Source organism: Bordetella muralis, from assembly GCF_965139205.1.
GTDB lineage: Bacteria > Pseudomonadota > Gammaproteobacteria > Burkholderiales > Burkholderiaceae_B > Bordetella_A > Bordetella_A muralis.
In genome coordinates this window covers 1-16,905 of sequence record NZ_CBCSIU010000018.1, presented here as the reverse complement: position 1 = coordinate 16,905, position 16,905 = coordinate 1, and the positions used below count along the sequence as shown (strand labels likewise).

The window sequence follows — 16,905 nt, the reverse complement described above, 5'->3', positions numbered from 1 at the left end:
TGGAACCAATAGAAAGCCATAGTTACTTAACGGCCTGTAACCAGTCTGTTTTTTGGATTTCTAGCGGAGCACGACAATCATGACCATTCATTCTGGCATTACTCCTAACGTCCCGATAACTCCCGGCGGGCCCGTCGAGGTTGACAATCTTCAATCCGCCAACGCAGGCGGCACCGTTACCGTCGAACAGTTTTACGATGCGTTGTTCCAGGAGGATGCATCAACACTCAATAGCTGGATAGAGCAGGATTTGATCCCTGAATCGGTTCTGCGCAGCTTGGAGCCACGTACTAAAGAGCCGCTATTGGTCTATCTCATAAAGAATCCCAAGATCAACATACAGGATCAGGTCACGGCGCTGATCTATAAAGTGCCTCAGGAGCTGATCGATGCCCCAGGCAAGGACGGGCAGACGCCTTTGCTTTTGCTTTCCAAGCGTCCTCAATCCTCCGGCATGATGGACGCGTTGCTCAAACGCGGCGCCAATCCCAACGTCAGTGACAAAGACGGATGCACGGTGTTGATGCATTGCATTAAAAACAGCTATTCATCGGACATGGTGCGTTATTTGTGTCGTCACGGGGTGCACCTCAATGCGAAAGATGTCGAAGGGCGTACTGCACTGCATCATGTTGCGTTGATGCAAAATTGCGCGCTCGTTCCTGAGCTGGTGGGCGCCGGTGCGGACAAGACGTCTACGGATGTTTACGGGAAAACCGCTCTCGCTATTGCCAAAGAGCAGAGTTTAGACGGCGATGATCCCGTGCAGTGCGCGTTGCAGGTTAGCCAAGCTGATATGTTGGCGTATCTTGGTAGCATTTTTGGTGATGCTTTCCGCGCCGATTTGCTGAAGGCATCGACTCTCACATGGGAAGCCATCGCAGACACGTTGTCGTATGCGCTAAGTTTATTGCCAGGTTCGGCTAACGCTATCGTCGAGACTGACGTCCAAGCTGGAGAACGCTCGTATAACCAGAGGGAATTAGACAACGAACCCATTGAAGACGTCGTTGTGGGTGCCAATCAGCCCGTGTACTCCGCGTCAGGGGAAACTGTTACTGACAAGTCGGCGTCAGCCACCCGCATCAAGTAAACCTGGTGATTAAAAATGGCGGGCAGAGATATCTCTGCCCGCCATGTCATTTTTGTTCCCTGTGTGGTGACAAAATGGATGGCTACAACGCCAGAAATCCTACAACCACCAGTGCAATCAGCACCACTTTGGCGATCTTGTACACCGTACGATTCCACGCCTTGAACTGCTTGCGCTTTTGATCGATGACCCAGTGTGCATGCGTCAGCTTGTTGATGGCGCCGGTCTGATCGCCGCCATCGTTCGGCGAGCTGGCCGCCGACATCACGACGCGTCCGAACCACCGGTTAAATGCCTCGGCCCATCGCCATTTCAGCGGGCGCTCGATGTCGCAAAACAAAATGATGCGGTTGGCGTCAGACCGGTTGTGGGCTTCGTGGACATAGGTTTCATCGAACACCACGCTTTCACCGTCACGCCAGCTATACGGCTCGCCGTCGACGATGATGTGGCATCTGTCATCATTGGGCGTAGTCAGGCCCAGGTGGTAGCGCAGTGATCCTGCAAAAGGATCACGATGCTTGTTGAGCTTGCCGCCCGGGGGCAGTTCGGCAAACATGGCCGCTTTGACTTTAGGCAGGCCTTTCAGAATGGCGACGGTACGAGGGCACAGTTCCTCGGCCGAGGGGTGACGGGCGTCATACCACTTCAGATAAAACCGCTTCCACCCATATTTGAAAAACGAATTAAAGCCGATGTCGTCATGCTTCTCGGCGGCTTTGATACGGCGCAGCTCGGCCATTTTCAGTGCTTCGTCACGAATGACTTCCCAGTTGTCATCCAGCATCTGCAACTCGGGAATCTCGCGCGAGGGCAGATAGGGAGTCGTCGGCACACGGGAACACAGCACCATAAATGCATTGACTGGCGCGAGCAGCGCGGACTGGTCTAACAGTTGCCGAGAAAGACGCAGACGCACACGGCCCCGAAAATGTGCAAACAGGATGGAGGCCAGCCAGATAACAAGAATCAGCCACTTCATAACGCACAGCTCGTAGTGAGCCAATCGGTAAAAGACAACCTATTTTCTCATAGCTTGGCAAAATATGACGGAGTGAGGGCTTGGCGTACCCGCCCAGACGGCCGACTAGGTACAATTCCGAGCATGTCTGAAGCCGTTATCTCCCAGCCTGCCTTTGTCCATTTGCGCGTCCATTCCGAGTTCTCGGTGGTGGATGGTATTGTGCGCGTGCCCGACCTGATCAAACGGGTCGCTCAACTGGGCCAGCCAGCCGTGGCCCTCACGGATCTGTCCAATATTTTCGGGCTGATCAAGTTCTATAAAGGCGCGCGTGGAAAGGGGGTGAAACCCATTGCGGGCTGCGATGTCTGGCTGACCAACGACGATGACCCCGACAAGCCTTTCCGTTTGCTGTTGCTCGTACGCAACCACAAAGGCTATCTGAACCTCTGCGAGCTGCTGACTCAGTCTTTTTTGACCAATCAGGGTAGAGGCCGTGCCGAAATCCGCCGTGAGTGGCTGGCAGGCCGGGAGGGGCTGATCGTGCTCTCCGGGGGGCGGGGCGGCGATATCGGGCATGCCCTGGATGCGGGCAATGCCGCCACGGCGTTGTCGCTGGCGCGGCAATGGGGGCAATTATTCCCCGGGGCTTTTTACATCGAGCTGCAGCGCAGCGGTGCCGATGGCGATGAGGCCTATACCCAGGCTGCCATGCGCCTGGCCGCCGAGGCTGGGCTGCCGGTTGTGGCCACGCATCCCGTGCAGTTTCTGGACGAAAGCGAATTTCAGGCTCACGAGGCGCGCGTATGTATCTCCCAGGGCGAGATCCTGGCCGATCCGCGCCGTGTGCGCCGCTTCACAAAAGAGCAGTATCTGCTCAGCTCCGAGGAAATGGCGCGGCGTTTTGCCGATGTGCCTTCGGCGCTGGCAAATACCGTCGAAATCGCCAAGCGATGCAATCTGACGCTGGTGCTGGGCAAGCCACGGCTGCCTATTTTCCCCACGCCCGAGGGCGTGTCTCTGGATGACTATCTGGTGCAGCTCTCCGAGGCTGGCCTGGAAAAGCGCCTGGAATTCCTGTTTCCCGACCAGGCTGTTCGCGACGCCAAGCGCGAGCAGTATTACGAGCGCCTGCGCTGGGAATGCAAAACCATCATTCAGATGGGCTTTCCGGGTTACTTCCTGATCGTTCAGGACTTTATCAACTGGGGCAAAAATAACGGCGTGCCAGTCGGCCCGGGCCGGGGCTCGGGGGCGGGTTCGCTGGTGGCGTACGCGCTGGGCATTACCGATCTGGATCCGATTCGCTACGACTTGCTGTTCGAGCGGTTCCTGAATCCCGAGCGGGTATCCATGCCCGACTTCGATATCGACTTCTGCCAGGACAATCGCGAACGCGTCATCGACTACGTCAAGATGAAATACGGCCGCGACGCCGTGAGCCAGATTGCGACGTTCGGTACGCTGGGCGCAAAAGCCGTTGTCCGCGATGCAGGGCGGGTGCTGGACATGCCCTACCTGTTCTGCGATGGCCTGTCCAAACTGATTCCGTTCAACCCGGCCGATCCGTGGTCGCTCGACCGCACGCTGAAGGACGAGCCGGCATTCAAAGAACGCTACGAACAAGAAGAAGAAGTCCGCGCGCTGGTCGACCTGGCCCAGCCCCTGGAGGGCTTGACCCGCAACATCGGCATGCACGCTGGCGGGGTGCTGATCGCGCCGGGCAAACTCACCGATTTCTGCCCCCTGTATTGCCAGCCGGGCCAGGAAAACAGCGCGGTGTCGCAGTTCGATAAAGACGACGTCGAGGCTGCGGGCCTGGTGAAGTTTGACTTTCTGGGGCTGCGAAACTTGACGATTCTGGACTGGGCCGTGCGCTATGTACGCCAGTTTAATGAATCCAAGCGCGAGTTCGACATCATGTCGCTCGAGCTCGACGATCAGGCTGCCTACAAAATTCTGTGCGATGCCAACACGACGGCTGTGTTCCAGCTGGAATCGCGCGGGATGAAAGAGCTGTTGAAAAAGCTCCGGCCCAGCAACTTCGAAGACATCATCGCTATGTTGGCGCTCTACCGGCCGGGTCCGTTGGAATCCGGGATGGTGGATGACTTCGTCAACCGTAAACACGGACGTGCGGCGGTGGATTATTTCCACCCCGATCTGGAAAACACGCTGAAAAGCACCTACGGGGTCATCGTCTACCAAGAACAGGTGATGTTGATCTCGCAGATCATCGGCGGCTACTCGCTGGGCGGCGCAGACCTGCTGCGCCGCGCCATGGGCAAGAAAAAGCCCGAGGAAATGGCCAAGCACCGCGAGTTGTTCGAAAAGGGCGCCAAGGAAAAGGGCCATGACCCGGATCTGGCCGTCAAGCTGTTCGACTTGATGGAAAAATTCGCCGGCTACGGTTTTAACAAATCGCACTCGGCGGCCTATGCGCTGATCTCCTATCAGACCGCCTGGCTCAAGGCCTATCACCCCACCGAGTTTTTGGCCGCCACGATGTCGTCGGATATGGACGACACGGACAAAGTGCAGATTTTCTGCCGCGATGCTCAGGAAAACGGCGTGTTGGTGCTGCCGCCCGACGTCAACGCGTCGGGTTACCGGTTCGAGCCTGTTCAAGACGAGCACACCAAACAGGGCAAACCGCCGCGCACCATGCGCTATGGTCTGGGGGCAGTCAAAGGAACAGGGCAGGGCGCCGTCGAAGAAATCCTGCGTGCACGCCAGGCAGATGGTCCGTTTGCAAATCTTTTCGACTTCTGTCGGCGCGTCAACAAGCATGCCGTGAATCGGCGTACGATCGAGGCCTTGATTCGCGCCGGTGCGTTTGACACCATCGAGCCCAACCGCGCGGCCATGCTGGCCTCGGTCAGCACCGCGATGGACGCCGCCGAGCAGGCTGCTCGCAGCGCGAATCAGGCCTCCTTGTTTGGAGACGACAGCGGCGACGTGGTCGCAGGCGAACTCAGCAAAGTCGCCCCGTGGAACCTGCATGCCAAGCTGACCGAGGAAAAATCCGCGCTCGGCTATTACTTCAGCGGCCATTTGTTCGATCACTGGCGCGACGAAGTCCGCCGCATCGTGCCTACGCAGCTTGCACGTATCGAACCACAGCGAGATTTGCAATGGATGTGCGGCGTGTTGGCGGGCGTGCGCACGATGATGACCCGACGCGGCAAAATGGTATTCGCAGTTCTCGATGACGGCACCGCCCAATTGGAAATTTCCGTCTTCAACGAGCTGTACGAAAAACACCGTTCCCGCCTGCGCGAAGACCAGTTGATCATCGTCCAGGGCAAAGTCAGCAATGACGATTATTCGGGCGGCATGCGCATCGTGGCGGATCAGCTTTACGATTTGCAGTTGGCTCGCGAGGCGCGCGCCAAATCGCTACGCGTCAAGCTCAACGGCCAGGCCGACGCCAAACGCCTCTACCAGATGCTCAACCCATTCCGGGCCGAGCCCGAAAATGGCGTTCCTGGCGTGCCCGTTGATATTATTTACGAGCGTGACAACTTCTTGTGCACGGTACGGCTGGGTGAGGAATGGCGTGTGCGCATGGCCGATACCTTGCTTGACAACCTGACCGCCTGGGCTAATCCTGACGGGGTAGAGGTGACCTACTGATGCAACCGCTACGCATACTCCACTCCGAGGCGGCCGTCGCGTTTGGCGGGCAAGAACACCGCATTTTCAAGGAAATGCATGCTATGCGCGCGCGCGGCCATCACATCGAGGCCGTTTGCCAGCCGCAAGCCCAGTTGGTACCGCGTCTGCGTGACGCGGGGTTTACGGTGCATACCGTGCCCATGGGCGGCCTGGTCAAATATCTGCAGGGTGTCGTCGCCGTGCGGCGCATTCTGCTGGAGGGCAATTACGATGTGGTCAATACGCATAGCCGTATCGATACCCTGATTGCCGGCACGGCGGGACGTTTGGCCGGTACGCCGCTCATCGTGCGCACGCGCCATCTAGCCAGTAAAGTCGGATCCATGCTGTCCTACACCTGGCTGCCGCATCGCGTCACCACGGTCAGCGAATATGTGCGCCGTTATTTGGTCAGCCGGGGTGTGCCGGCCGAACATACCGCCACGCTGTATTCCCCCGTTGTTCTGCCGCCGCCTGTCGAACACTCGACATTGCGCGGCGAGTTGGGCTTGGCCGAGGACGATATCGTCGTGGGCTGTGTCGCCGTGATGCGCGCAGCCAAAGGCCATAAGAGCCTGATCGATGCCATGCGCCCCTTGATGGCGACACGGCCCAAGCTGCACATGGTATTCGTGGGCTCTGGTTCGCCGACGTTCGAAAACACCCAGGCCTACATTCAGGAACTGGGCCTGCAGGACCGCATCCACCTGATGGGGACGCGGCGCGATGTGCCCAACCTGCTCGCGGGCTTTGATCTGTTTGCGCTGGCCACCGAACAAGAGGCGTCCGGCACGGTATACGTCGAGGCCGAAGCCGCAGGCCTGCCGGTCATTGGTACGGATGTCGGCGGCGTATCCGAAATGATGCGCGACGGCGTGACCGGCATCCTGGTGCCGCTGCATGATCACGCCGCATTGCAAAGCGCGTTGGAGCGCTTGATCGACAACCCCGAACTGCGCCGCGAAATGGGCGAAGCCGGCCGTCGCATGGTGTGGGAAGAGGGCGTGTTTTCTCCCGCGCGTTTGGCGGAGAACACCGAGGCGGTATACCGTAAATGGTTGGCGGAGCGCCGATCGTGAACCCTGTCACCAGTGATCTCGCGTCCGCGACCCGCACCAACGGTCATGCGGCCCAGCCCAGCAGCCGCGCCGTTCTGGCGTAACGTGCTCAAGAGTGAACCCGCATGTCTAACGCGCCCAACGTTCCCGTCCTGATGTATCACCACGTTCACCCGGCTGGCGGCATGATTGCCGTGACGCCCGAGGTGTTCGAACAACAGATCGCAGGCTTGGCCCGCGCAGGCTATACCTCGCTGAGCGCGCAGCAGTTCGCCGATTATCTGGCCGGCGGCACCGTTCCGGAAAAATCCGTTCTCATCACCTTTGACGACGGCTATCTGAATAACTGGACCTACGCGCATCCGATTCTGCAACGCCATGGCATGAAAGCCATCCTGTTTCTGATTACAGGCTGGCTCGGTCAGGGAGACGTGCGGCCTTACGAGGGGCAGGGCTTACCCGTGCCGCATTCGCCCGATCATCATGAAAGCAAACGCCTGGTCGCCGAAGGCCGCACTGACGAAGTGATGTTGCGCTGGAGTGAGGTGCGCGCGATGTTGGCGGCCGGGACCTTCGAGGTGCATTCCCATACGCATACCCATACTCGTTGGGACAAGGAATGCGGCCCTGACGTCGCTGCCAAGCGCGAGCACGTTGCCCAAGAATTAACAGATTCCCGTGCGGCCCTCGTCCACCAGCTGGGTGACGTCAGTGATCATCTGTGCTGGCCACAAGGCTATTTTGACGACGACTACGTACAGATGGCCCGCGAGGCGGGCTTCAAACATCTGTACACCACCGATGCCTTGGGTCAAAACCTGCCGGGCACCAATCCCGAGCACATCTATCGTTTTGCGGTGCGCAACCTCGGCGGATCCTGGCTGAACCGCCGCATCTGGATGTCCCGTCATCCCATCGTGGGCCCGCGTTATCACGCCTGGAAAGCGTGGAAAAGACGGCTGAGGAATCGCAAATGAAGCTCTCGGTCATCATCATCACCAAAAACGAGGCCAAGCACATCGTGGGGTGCCTGGAATCGGTGGCCTTTGCCGACGAATTCATCGTGGTGGATTCCGGCAGCACCGACAATACCGTTGAGCTCGCGCGCGATTTTGGCGCACGCGTCGAAATCACGCCCGATTGGCCGGGATTCGGGCCACAGAAAAATCGTGCGCTTGATCTGGCCACTGGCGATTGGGTGCTGTCCATTGACGCCGACGAGCGCGTCACCCCCGAGCTGGCCCGCGAGATCCAGGCAGTACTCGCGGCACCGAAGGCCGACGCTTATGACATCCCTCGGTTGTCGGAATTCTGTGGCCGTTTCATTCGCCACAGTGGCTGGTGGCCCGACTATGTGCTGCGCTTGTTCAAGCGCAGCACCGGGCGCTTTACCGATGCTGCAGTACACGAACGTGTCGTGCCGCAAGGCCCCGTATTGCAACTGAAGGGGCATTTCGAACATTATCCTTATCCCAATCTGGATGCGCTGATCAACAAGGTCAACCGTTATTCTTCGGATGCCGCAGCAATGATGTACGCCCGTGGCAAACGGGCGACGGTGTTCAGCGCACTGGGACATGGCTTTTGGACTTTTGTGCGTATTTATTTGATTCGTCGAGGGTTTCTGGACGGACGCCACGGCTTGGTGCTGGCAGTGACGGCAGCGGCAGGCAGTTTTTTTCGCTACGCCAAGCTCAGCTTTCTGTCTGACCAGGGTAAATAATTCTCTGCAGTGAAGATCCTTTACACCAATTTCCACCCGCGTAACGGCGGCGGCCATACGACCTACATCACCAGTCTGGCAAAAGCGCTGGCGGGTGATCATGAGATCACCGTGGCTGCGCCGGATACGAGCCGGCTGTTTCGCTATGCAGGCGCCATTCCCGGTGTGCGCACCGTTGGCATGCGTTTCACGACGCGGCTGTCATCCTGGTTTGGCGAACGCGCGGCATTGAGGCGTCTGATTGCGCAGGAGCGTTACGACATCATTCACGTCAACGGTTCGGCGGACCATAAGCAGGTCATGCTCGCATTGATCGGCATGCGCCATCGTCCGCGCGTCGTGTTCACCAAGCATAACGATCACCCGCTGGATTCCTTGGGCCATCGCATGCGGGCTGCCATGGCGACGGATCATGTCATTGCCGTCAGCGACTTTGTGCGGACTATGGTGATGGCATCGCCATACCGGCGTGTGCCGATCACTACGATCCGGCATGGCATCGATACCGATTATTTTGCTCCGCTTGATGTTACGCAGTCTCCGGACGCCGAATCCTCGGTAGAAACGCTGCGCGATCACTATTTCGGTCCCTCGTGGCGCGGTCGTTTGCTGCTTGGTAGCGCTGGCGGCACCGATTACGCAAAGGGATGGCTCGATCTGGTCGATGCTGCAGGCAGTCTCCCTGCAGATCTGCGCGAACGCATTTTCATACTCGTGGCAGGCGATCTCCCGAATGACGACAAGCGCGCACGCGTACGCGCGGCAGGCATGCAGGACCAGGTCTTTTTCCCTGGCTTGCTGGACGACGTCCGGGATGCGCTGGCCTGCTGCCATGTCGGCTTCGTGCTTTCCTATCGCGAAGCCTTGTCGTATGCCTGTCGAGAGGTGATGTCGCTGGGCTTGCCTGCATTGGTAAGCAATGCGGGCGGCCTGCCGGAAAATGTGCGAGACGGCGAAGATGGCTGGATCGTGCCTGTGCGCGATGTTCCCGCTATTGCTCGAACCTTGACCGTGATGTTGCAAGATCCCAGCCGGGTATCCATCATGGGCGCCGCAGCGCGGCGTAGTGCCGTCGACTTTTTTGGTCTCGACGATTTTGCTCGTGCGACCTTGGACGTTTATCGAAATACCGTGTCGGCTTGAGTTGACACCAGAGACGTGTTGACGATGTTTATCTCTCAGCGGTTCTCATCGTGGCAGGCCGCTACCATCTCGGTATGCCGTTAATCCGCTGATCAGGGCGCCATCACACGGGATGCTTCAGTGGCGAGGTTTCGAGCTCGAGGCGCGCCAACCACTGAAGTGCATCATCGCGATCCCGGCCGCACATTTCCAACGAGGGCTGCAGGCCCGAGCAACAGGATGGCCGCTCAGGCTGGCCAAAAATCCGGCAACGCATCATGTCATCCAGTTGGATACACGGCACACCCGCCGGCTTGCCGTGCGGCATGCCTGGAATCGCGCTGGAAATCGAGGGCGCCGTGCAGCATGCACCGCACCCTGCACGGCATTCAATGGCGGCACCCACGTTTACACCCATCCCCGCAACCAATACACGAGCAGGCCGGCATATTCCTTGATAATGCTGCGGCTGGCATCGAGCGTTCGCATATGCGGTAACCAAGGCGTCACCGACCCATCGGGCGGCAAGAAAATCTGTGGCGGTGTCGAGGCCGGAATGGCGGACACGCCTTGCTTGGAAAAGGCGGCCATCGCGCGCGGCATATGCAGCGCGGAAGTCACCAGCAGGATGCGCTTGAATCCATGCTCTTTCAGTTCCTCTTCGGTCTGCGTGGCATTTTCATAGGTCGTGCGGCTGGCGTTTTCCAGCACCAGGGCGCTCTCGGGGACGCCTTGTTGCTTCATCGTATAGGCCATGCCGCGAGCCTCGCTGATATCGCCTTCCAGCGCCCCACCCGACAAGACCACTTTGGGCGCGCGCCCGGCCTTGTACAGATTCGTGGCGGTATCCACCCGCACGATCGCGGTGTCCTTATCGTAGGGTAAAAACCAGTTGGCTCGGCCATTCGCCGTGTTGCCGCCCAAGACCACAATGGCGTCGGCGACTGGCAGTTCTGCCGCAGGCAGGTGCGGGTAGCGAGCCTCGAGCGAGCCTCCCAACCATATCGACGTCGCAGGCAGTGACCAGGCAGCCAACCAGATGACACCTGCGGCAGCGAGGGCTGCGCCCGTCTTGCGCAGGCGAAACAGTCCCAGTACCAAACCCAGAACGACCAAAGTTACGCAGAGATTCTGCGGAATGATGAGGTTGGCCAGGTAAGTCGTAAAAGTCATGTAAAAAAATCCGGTCAAGCAGGTTGCAGCAGGTCGCCGATTTCACGTTCGACTTCGTCGGCAGCGGGCCAGTTCCCGTCCGATCCAAGGCAAACCGCACGCGGTGACCAGGGGCCCGTACGTCCTGGACTGGTGACACCAAATAGCGTCAGTTGCGATGCATCGGCGGCCGCGGCGATATGCGATACCCCAGAATCATTACATATCACCAATGAGGCGCGAGTCGTCAACGCGGCAAACGCTCCCAGAGGGGTGGCAGGCAGCAGACGCGCGGTCGGCGCATTGCGCTGTGCTTGCTCAACCTCGGCAGGAGGAGGGCACATTACCACGGTATGGCCACGTGCCTGTAACGCACGCGTTAACGTATCAAAATGTGGCCAGACTTTAACCTTGCCTTTGTGCAGGCCGGTGGCCGTGGGGGCAATCAGCACAAAACGCTGTGCTGTCAGGCCGCCTTCACGCAACAGCGCATCTGCTGCCTCGTGCTGGGCGGCCGTGATGGGTAAATTCAGCGTTGGACCGGGCTGTTCCGTACCTGCCGGCAGTCCCCAACGCGTCAAAGCGCTGCGTGTCAGGTAATACCAGGATTGCACGGCGTGCAGGCTGGGGTCCGGCTTGGCAATCGGCCAGCGCAATAGCAGGCTGCGTCCATCGTCCCGATAGCCGGCGCTGGGAATTCCGGCCAGCCGAAACGTCGCAGCACTCGAGAGAGAGTCGGGCAGGGTCACGCCCCGCACTCGCTTCGCGGCCGCCCCCCAATTGCGCCGATGGTCGCGCACGGCGCGGTAATCCTCCTTCAGACGGCCCTTCATGGGGATGAAGTCATGTTTGACCACACCGTCCAGCAAATCGCGCGCCCAGGGGCGTGCGCAGACGACAACTGGCAAGCCAGTTGCGCTCAGCAGGGCCAGGCTAGGCAGGCTCATGCAAACATCGCCGACCCAATTGGGCAGGCGGACATACAGGCAAGAAATCTCTGATGTGGGCAACTTCGGTTCCTTGGAACGGTCGAACGGTACAATCCCGAGCACAATTGTATAAAAGCGAGCCCCCTCTTGAATTCTGACGCACGTCACGCACCCGCTGGATCTCATCCGGTCAAGTCCGAACTCTGGAAACGCGTCTACAGCCGCGTCGGTTCCTACTGGAAGGGCCTGCTGCTGGCTATCTTGCTGATGGCTGGCGCCGCCGCCACGCAGCCGACGCTGGCCATCATCATGAAGCCCCTGCTCGATGAGGGTTTCGCCGGCACCAAGCCGTATTACGTGTGGGCGATCCCCCTCGCCGTGGTGGGTCTGATCTTCTTGCGGGGAGTATGTAACTTTTTCAGCGATTACTTGTTGGCCTGGGTGGCCAATAATGTCCTGCTCGGCATGCGCCGTGACATGTTCGAGCGGCTGCTGGGGTTGCCCGATGCGGACTTCAAGCGCGGCGATACCGGCCGGCTGCTCAATCGCTTTACCATCGACGCCGGCAACGTCACTGGCTACGCCACCGATGTGCTCACCGTCCTGGTACGCGAAACGCTCGTCGTGATCGCGTTGATTTGCGTGCTGCTGTACATGTCCTGGATGTTGACGCTGATCATCCTGGTCATGTTGCCCGTTTCTGTGCTGATTGCGCGTACCTTCATTCGGCGCCTGCGTCGCATCAATCGCGAAACGGTCAATATGAACGCCGAGTTGACCCGTGTCGCCAGCGAGGGTATCAATGGCCAGCGCGTCATCAAGCTGTTCGACGGCTATGAGGCCGAGCGCGGCCGTTTTGCTTTCGTGAATGCGCGTTTGCGCCGCTTCGCCATGCGGACTGCCACGGCCGATGCTGCCATGACGCCGCTGACCCAGGTCTGCATCTCGATCTCTGTGGCTGCCATCATCGCCGTAGCGCTCAGCCAGGCCAATCACGGCAATCTGACCGTCGGTAGCTTTGCGTCTTTTATGGCTGCGCTGGCCCAGATTTTCGACCCCATCAAACGCCTGACCAACCTCGCCGGCAAAATGCAGAAAATGCTGGTGGCCGCAGAGAGCGTCTTTACCCTGATCGATCAGGAGCCCGAAGTCGATACCGGCAAACGCACCTTGCCCGAGCCGGTGCGCGGGCGCATCGAGTTCCGTCAGGTCACGCATCGCTTTCCCGATGCCGAGCGCGACACCTTGCACGACGTTTCCTTTCAGATCGAACCCGGGCAGACTGTCGCCTTGGTCGGACGTTCAGGCAGCGGCAAGACCACACTGGCCAATATGCTGCCGCGTTTCGTCCTGCCGGGGTCGGGCGATATCCTGATCGACGATGTACCGATCAATGAACTGACGTTGCGCAGCCTGCGTTCCCATTTGTCCTTGGTCAGTCAGGACGTAGTGTTATTTGACGACACCATCGCCGCCAACGTGGGTTACGGGGCATTAGGGCAGGCGAGCGACGAACAGATACGCGATGCGTTGGCCGCTGCCAACCTGCTCGAGTTCGTCGATGGCCTGCCGCAGGGCATGCACAGTGCCGTCGGCGAAAATGCCGCCCGCTTGTCGGGTGGGCAACGTCAACGCTTGGCGATTGCCCGCGCGCTGATTAAAAATGCCCCTATCCTGATTCTGGACGAGGCGACTTCGGCACTCGATAACGAGTCCGAACGTCAAGTTCAGGCGTCGCTCGAGCGCCTCATGCGCGGCCGCAGCACGCTGGTGATTGCACATCGTCTCTCCACCGTGCAAAACGCCGACCGCATCATCGTTCTGGATGGCGGCCGTATTGTTGAGCAAGGCCCGCATGCCGAGCTATTGGCAGCCCAGGGCCTCTATGCTTCGCTCTACAACATGCAATTCCGCGAGGACTGACTCGCTTTTTCGCGCGGTGAGCCATTCATCCGAGGTTCACCGCGTGTCGTGCCGGTCGATGGCCGATACACTTCGGTGCCCATCCCTGGATGCTGTGGCCCTGCCGGCAACCGCCGTTTCCCCGTCCATGACAGCAAACTTGGCGTCACACGCACCGTGAAGTCTGTGCGTTGACGTGTCCTGACAATTGGCTGAAGGTAAACTGATCTGATTCCGCTGCAATGGTGGGAATCCGCCATGACAGCGCCCTTGTGTTGCCCTGAGTGCGGACGAAGCCTTGGCACGTCGATGTCTCTGGCAATATCTATACAGATCCGGGTACGCCAATGCTAGAGTTTCTGCAGACCCTTCATTGGGGGGCGGTATTTCAAATCATCCTTATCGATCTCCTGTTGGGGGGCGATAACGCCGTCGTGATTGCCTTGGCCTGTCGCGGTTTGCCCCCGGACAAGCGCATGCAGGGCGTTCTATGGGGCAGCGCCGGCGCCGTCATGCTGCGCGTCGTCCTGATCAGTTTTGCTTTGGCCTTACTGAGCGTGCCGTTTCTCAAAGTCTTCGGTTGCCTGCTGCTGCTCTGGATCGGCATCAAATTGATGGTCCCTCAATCCGGCAGCCACGACAAGATCCAAAGTACGGCGTCTGTGCTGACGGCAGTCAAAACCATCATCGTGGCGGATTTTGCGATGAGTCTGGACAATGTCATCGCCATTGCGGGGGCTGCTGAAAATACCCATGCCGACCACCAGATCTTCTACGTCATTTTTGGCCTGCTTGTCAGCGTGCCCATCATCATCTGGGGCAGCACCCTATTACTGAAGCTGATAGACCGTTTTCCCCTGTTGGTTGCGTTCGGGGCAGGGCTGCTAGGGTGGATTGCGGGCGGCATGTTCATCACAGACAGCTACTTTGTGCAGCGCCTGGGGCAGCCCACTACAGCGGCCAAGCTTGCCGCAGAGTTGGCGGGTGCATTCGTTGTCGTTGCCGTGGGCAAGCGGCTGGCCGCGTACCACCGCAGGCGGGAGCAAAAGTCGCGTGACTTGCTTTAAACGTAACTAATATATCCGGAGCCGGCCAGGCTCAGTCAGACTTCAAAATAGCTCCGCCTATTGAGAGCAAAATCGTTTTATATCGGTCTTTGTGTGGGTACGGTCAACCTGTCCATGTCCCAGAATGCGGCCACTGGTCAGACCCGCTTCGCTGAGAAACGATGCCCTTCAAACCAGGATAATGTCGTATTGCTCTTGCGAATAAGCCGTCTCGACTTCCAGCGAGACGGGCTTGCCGACGAAATCCCCCAGCATCGCCAGATGCTGGCTTTCTTCTTCCAGGAACAGATCCACGACATTTTGCGAGGCCAGAATACGGAACTCGCGCGGATTGAACTGACGCGCTTCGCGCAAAATCTCACGCAGGATTTCATAGCAGACCGTACGGGCCGTGCGCACATTCCCCCGCGACTCGCACATGGGGCAGGGCTCACACAACTGATGCGCCAGCGAGTCCCGCGTGCGTTTGCGCGTCATCTCCACCAGCCCCAATTGGGTAAATCCGTTTACCGTCATACGGGTGCGATCACGCGCCAGCGCCTTTTTTAGTTCGGCCAACACCGTTTCGCGGTGCTCCAGATCCTCCATATCGATGAAATCGAGGATAACAATGCCCCCCAGATTACGCAGCCGCAATTGGCGAGCAATAGCTTGAGCCGCCTCCAGATTGGTCTTGAAAATCGTGTCATCGAAATTACGGCCACCCACAAAGCCACCCGTATTGACGTCCACGGTGGTCAGCGCTTCCGTCTGGTCAATAATCAGGTATCCCCCTGATTTCAGATCTACCCGGCGTGACAGGGCTCGTGCGATCTCGGCATCCACATTGGCCGTATCGAATAGCGGCCGCTCGCCGCTGTAATGTTGAATACGGTCCGCCACCGATGGCGTATAGAGACGAGCCCACTCGATCAGTGAGGTGGTCGTCGTGCGCGAATCTACCTGGATGACTCCCGTATTGACGCCAACCATGTCGCGCAGCACGCGTTGCTCGAGCGTCAGATCATGATGCAGCAGGGCGGGGGCGGGATTGCTGCGAGCCGCGGCCTGTACGCTCGCCCAGAGCTTACGCAGGTACTCCAGATCCGCACTCAGCTCATCGTCCGTGGCGCCTTCGGCTTGCGTACGTACGATCAAGCCACCTTTCTCGTCCTCAGGGATGAGTGCCTGCAGGCGTTCGCGCAATTGAATCCGCTCGGCCTCCGAGTCAATCTTTTGCGAGATGCCAATATGCGGGTCATGCGGCAAGTACACCAGCATACGGCCGGCGATACTGATTTGGGTCGAAAGGCGGGCGCCTTTGGTGCCCAGCGGGTCTTTGATCACCTGCACCATCAGGGTCTGACCCTCAAATAACAGCTTTTCGATAGGCGTAGGGGTCAGGCCCTGGCTGCGTTCGCTGCGGTTCTCTCGCAGATCCGCTATATGAATAAAAGCGGCGCGCTCCAGGCCTATCTCTATAAAGGCACTCTGCATCCCGGGCAGCACCCGCACCACACGGCCCAGATAAATATTTCCCACATGTCCGCGCTGAATACTGCGTTCTACGTGCAACTCCTGTACTGCGCCCTGTTCCACCAGGGCAACCCGTGTTTCAAAGGGGGTGATATTGATCAGGATGTCTTCGCTCATAAGCTCAGGTCGCGTTATCGTGGATTCAACTTGAATAGTAAACGGTGACAGAGGGCTGCCGAGCTTTATATCGCTTTATAGTGAATAGATGGGCTGATATGGTCGATGCACCCCGGTTGTACAGGACAAAACGGCGCGGAAATCAGTCCGAATCAGCCTTGTCCCCAAATTATTTGCAGATTTATCGGCCGATTTGCCAACGCCTTAAAATATCGTGTATAGTCTCGCTCCTTCGCTGCTTGAACACGAATTCAGACGAAACGCAGTTTCGATTGAGACGGGATCAGGCGGTGGGGCCGAAGTGGTAACGCAGTAAATTCCCGCGATGATGATTGTTTGAGATCTAGTTGCACCGAATTTAAAAAGTGTGTTAATATTTCGGGCTCGGCAGTTGGTGAGGTTAGGGTTAACCCTGATATCCCGAATGACCGAGGCAGCGGCTGGGGCGACCTGGTGGCTGTGAGGTGATGAAGAGTTCAGATCGGCGAAATAAATCGATTTGACAGCGTGAAAAAAAGCCTTCATAATCTCGTTTCTCTGCTGCTGACACAGTAGCAGATGCGAAGCGAAAGCGACGCAGGTGCAGGACCCGCTCTTTAACAACGAAAC

General features: G+C 58.5%; 14 protein-coding genes. 8 read left to right on the top strand and 6 right to left on the bottom strand.

The features are described 5' to 3' along the window. Positions 1–79 precede the first annotated feature (79 nt). The gene (locus ACNA0I_RS20820) at positions 80–1,093 is read left to right on the top strand and encodes an ankyrin repeat domain-containing protein (RefSeq protein ID WP_415807943.1); all 1,014 of its coding nucleotides are present in this window, start codon (positions 80–82) and stop codon (positions 1,091–1,093) included. Between the two features lie 82 nt (positions 1,094–1,175). On the opposite strand, the gene lpxO is transcribed toward ACNA0I_RS20820, so the two are convergent. Beyond that, positions 1,176–2,075, bottom strand: a complete 900-nt coding sequence (gene lpxO / locus ACNA0I_RS20815) for a lipid A hydroxylase LpxO (RefSeq protein WP_415807942.1) — start codon at positions 2,073–2,075, stop codon at positions 1,176–1,178. Between the two features lie 123 nt (positions 2,076–2,198). Between lpxO and dnaE the strand changes: the two genes are divergently transcribed. The 5 genes from dnaE (at position 2,199) to ACNA0I_RS20790 (ending at position 9,635) form a co-directional block, all read left to right on the top strand. After that, on the top strand, positions 2,199–5,690 hold the full coding sequence (dnaE, locus tag ACNA0I_RS20810; RefSeq protein ID WP_415807941.1) for a DNA polymerase III subunit alpha: 3,492 nt from the start codon (positions 2,199–2,201) through the stop codon (positions 5,688–5,690). Continuing rightward, a complete protein-coding gene (locus ACNA0I_RS20805) occupies positions 5,690–6,790 on the top strand; it encodes a glycosyltransferase family 4 protein (protein WP_415807940.1) in 1,101 nt (366 codons plus the stop codon). Before dnaE ends, ACNA0I_RS20805 begins: the two co-directional genes overlap by 1 nt. 104 nt (positions 6,791–6,894) lie before the next feature. Continuing rightward, positions 6,895–7,746, top strand: a complete 852-nt coding sequence (locus ACNA0I_RS20800; RefSeq protein ID WP_415807939.1) for a polysaccharide deacetylase family protein — start codon at positions 6,895–6,897, stop codon at positions 7,744–7,746. Beyond that, complete coding sequence (locus tag ACNA0I_RS20795) at positions 7,743–8,492, top strand: glycosyltransferase family 2 protein (RefSeq protein ID WP_415807938.1); 750 nt, start codon at positions 7,743–7,745, stop codon at positions 8,490–8,492. The genes ACNA0I_RS20800 and ACNA0I_RS20795 overlap by 4 nt, the downstream gene beginning before the upstream one ends. 9 nt (positions 8,493–8,501) lie before the next feature. After that, positions 8,502–9,635: a glycosyltransferase gene (locus tag ACNA0I_RS20790; protein WP_415807937.1), complete on the top strand. Its 1,134-nt coding sequence runs from the start codon at positions 8,502–8,504 to the stop codon at positions 9,633–9,635. Between the two features lie 103 nt (positions 9,636–9,738). Here the strand turns inward: ACNA0I_RS20790 and ACNA0I_RS20785 are convergent, their stop codons facing one another. The 3 genes from ACNA0I_RS20785 to ACNA0I_RS20775 are packed head-to-tail and all read right to left on the bottom strand — an operon-like array spanning position 9,739 to position 11,713. Continuing rightward, entirely contained in the window at positions 9,739–10,020 is a 282-nt protein-coding gene (locus ACNA0I_RS20785; RefSeq protein ID WP_415807936.1) for a YkgJ family cysteine cluster protein, read from the bottom strand. Between the two features lie 2 nt (positions 10,021–10,022). Then, on the bottom strand, positions 10,023–10,787 hold the full coding sequence (locus tag ACNA0I_RS20780) for a YdcF family protein (RefSeq protein ID WP_415807935.1): 765 nt from the start codon (positions 10,785–10,787) through the stop codon (positions 10,023–10,025). Between the two features lie 14 nt (positions 10,788–10,801). Beyond that, positions 10,802–11,713, bottom strand: coding sequence for a glycosyltransferase family 9 protein (locus ACNA0I_RS20775; protein WP_415807934.1), 912 nt, complete (start codon positions 11,711–11,713; stop codon positions 10,802–10,804). Between the two features lie 129 nt (positions 11,714–11,842). On the opposite strand from ACNA0I_RS20775, the gene msbA reads away from it, so the two are divergent. Together msbA and ACNA0I_RS20765 are read left to right on the top strand one after the other, a co-directional pair. Next, positions 11,843–13,618: a lipid A export permease/ATP-binding protein MsbA gene (msbA, locus tag ACNA0I_RS20770; protein WP_415807933.1), complete on the top strand. Its 1,776-nt coding sequence runs from the start codon at positions 11,843–11,845 to the stop codon at positions 13,616–13,618. Between the two features lie 326 nt (positions 13,619–13,944). After that, a complete protein-coding gene (locus tag ACNA0I_RS20765) occupies positions 13,945–14,664 on the top strand; it encodes a TerC family protein (RefSeq protein ID WP_415807932.1) in 720 nt (239 codons plus the stop codon). Positions 14,665–14,832: 168 nt separating this feature from the next. On the opposite strand, the gene rng is transcribed toward ACNA0I_RS20765, so the two are convergent. Continuing rightward, positions 14,833–16,296, bottom strand: a complete 1,464-nt coding sequence (rng, locus tag ACNA0I_RS20760; RefSeq protein ID WP_415807931.1) for a ribonuclease G — start codon at positions 16,294–16,296, stop codon at positions 14,833–14,835. Between the two features lie 406 nt (positions 16,297–16,702). Next, positions 16,703–16,905: hypothetical protein (locus ACNA0I_RS20755; RefSeq protein ID WP_415807930.1), on the bottom strand; the 203-nt coding region annotated here is incomplete at its 5' end.

Bases quoted from the DNA above. Each gene is read 5' to 3' on its own strand.
- ACNA0I_RS20820 (WP_415807943.1), top strand. From the start codon at position 80: ATGACCATTCATTCTGGCATTACTCCTAACGTCCCGATAACTCCCGGC.
- ACNA0I_RS20800 (WP_415807939.1), top strand. From the start codon at position 6,895: ATGTCTAACGCGCCCAACGTTCCCGTCCTGATGTATCACCACGTTCAC.
- ACNA0I_RS20765 (WP_415807932.1), top strand. From the start codon at position 13,945: ATGCTAGAGTTTCTGCAGACCCTTCATTGGGGGGCGGTATTTCAAATC.
- ACNA0I_RS20780 (WP_415807935.1), bottom strand. From the start codon at position 10,787: ATGACTTTTACGACTTACCTGGCCAACCTCATCATTCCGCAGAATCTC.
- ACNA0I_RS20775 (WP_415807934.1), bottom strand. From the start codon at position 11,713: ATGAGCCTGCCTAGCCTGGCCCTGCTGAGCGCAACTGGCTTGCCAGTT.
- ACNA0I_RS20805 (WP_415807940.1), top strand. From the start codon at position 5,690: ATGCAACCGCTACGCATACTCCACTCCGAGGCGGCCGTCGCGTTTGGC.
- ACNA0I_RS20795 (WP_415807938.1), top strand. From the start codon at position 7,743: ATGAAGCTCTCGGTCATCATCATCACCAAAAACGAGGCCAAGCACATC.
- lpxO (WP_415807942.1), bottom strand. From the start codon at position 2,075: ATGAAGTGGCTGATTCTTGTTATCTGGCTGGCCTCCATCCTGTTTGCA.
- rng (WP_415807931.1), bottom strand. From the start codon at position 16,296: ATGAGCGAAGACATCCTGATCAATATCACCCCCTTTGAAACACGGGTT.
- dnaE (WP_415807941.1), top strand. From the start codon at position 2,199: ATGTCTGAAGCCGTTATCTCCCAGCCTGCCTTTGTCCATTTGCGCGTC.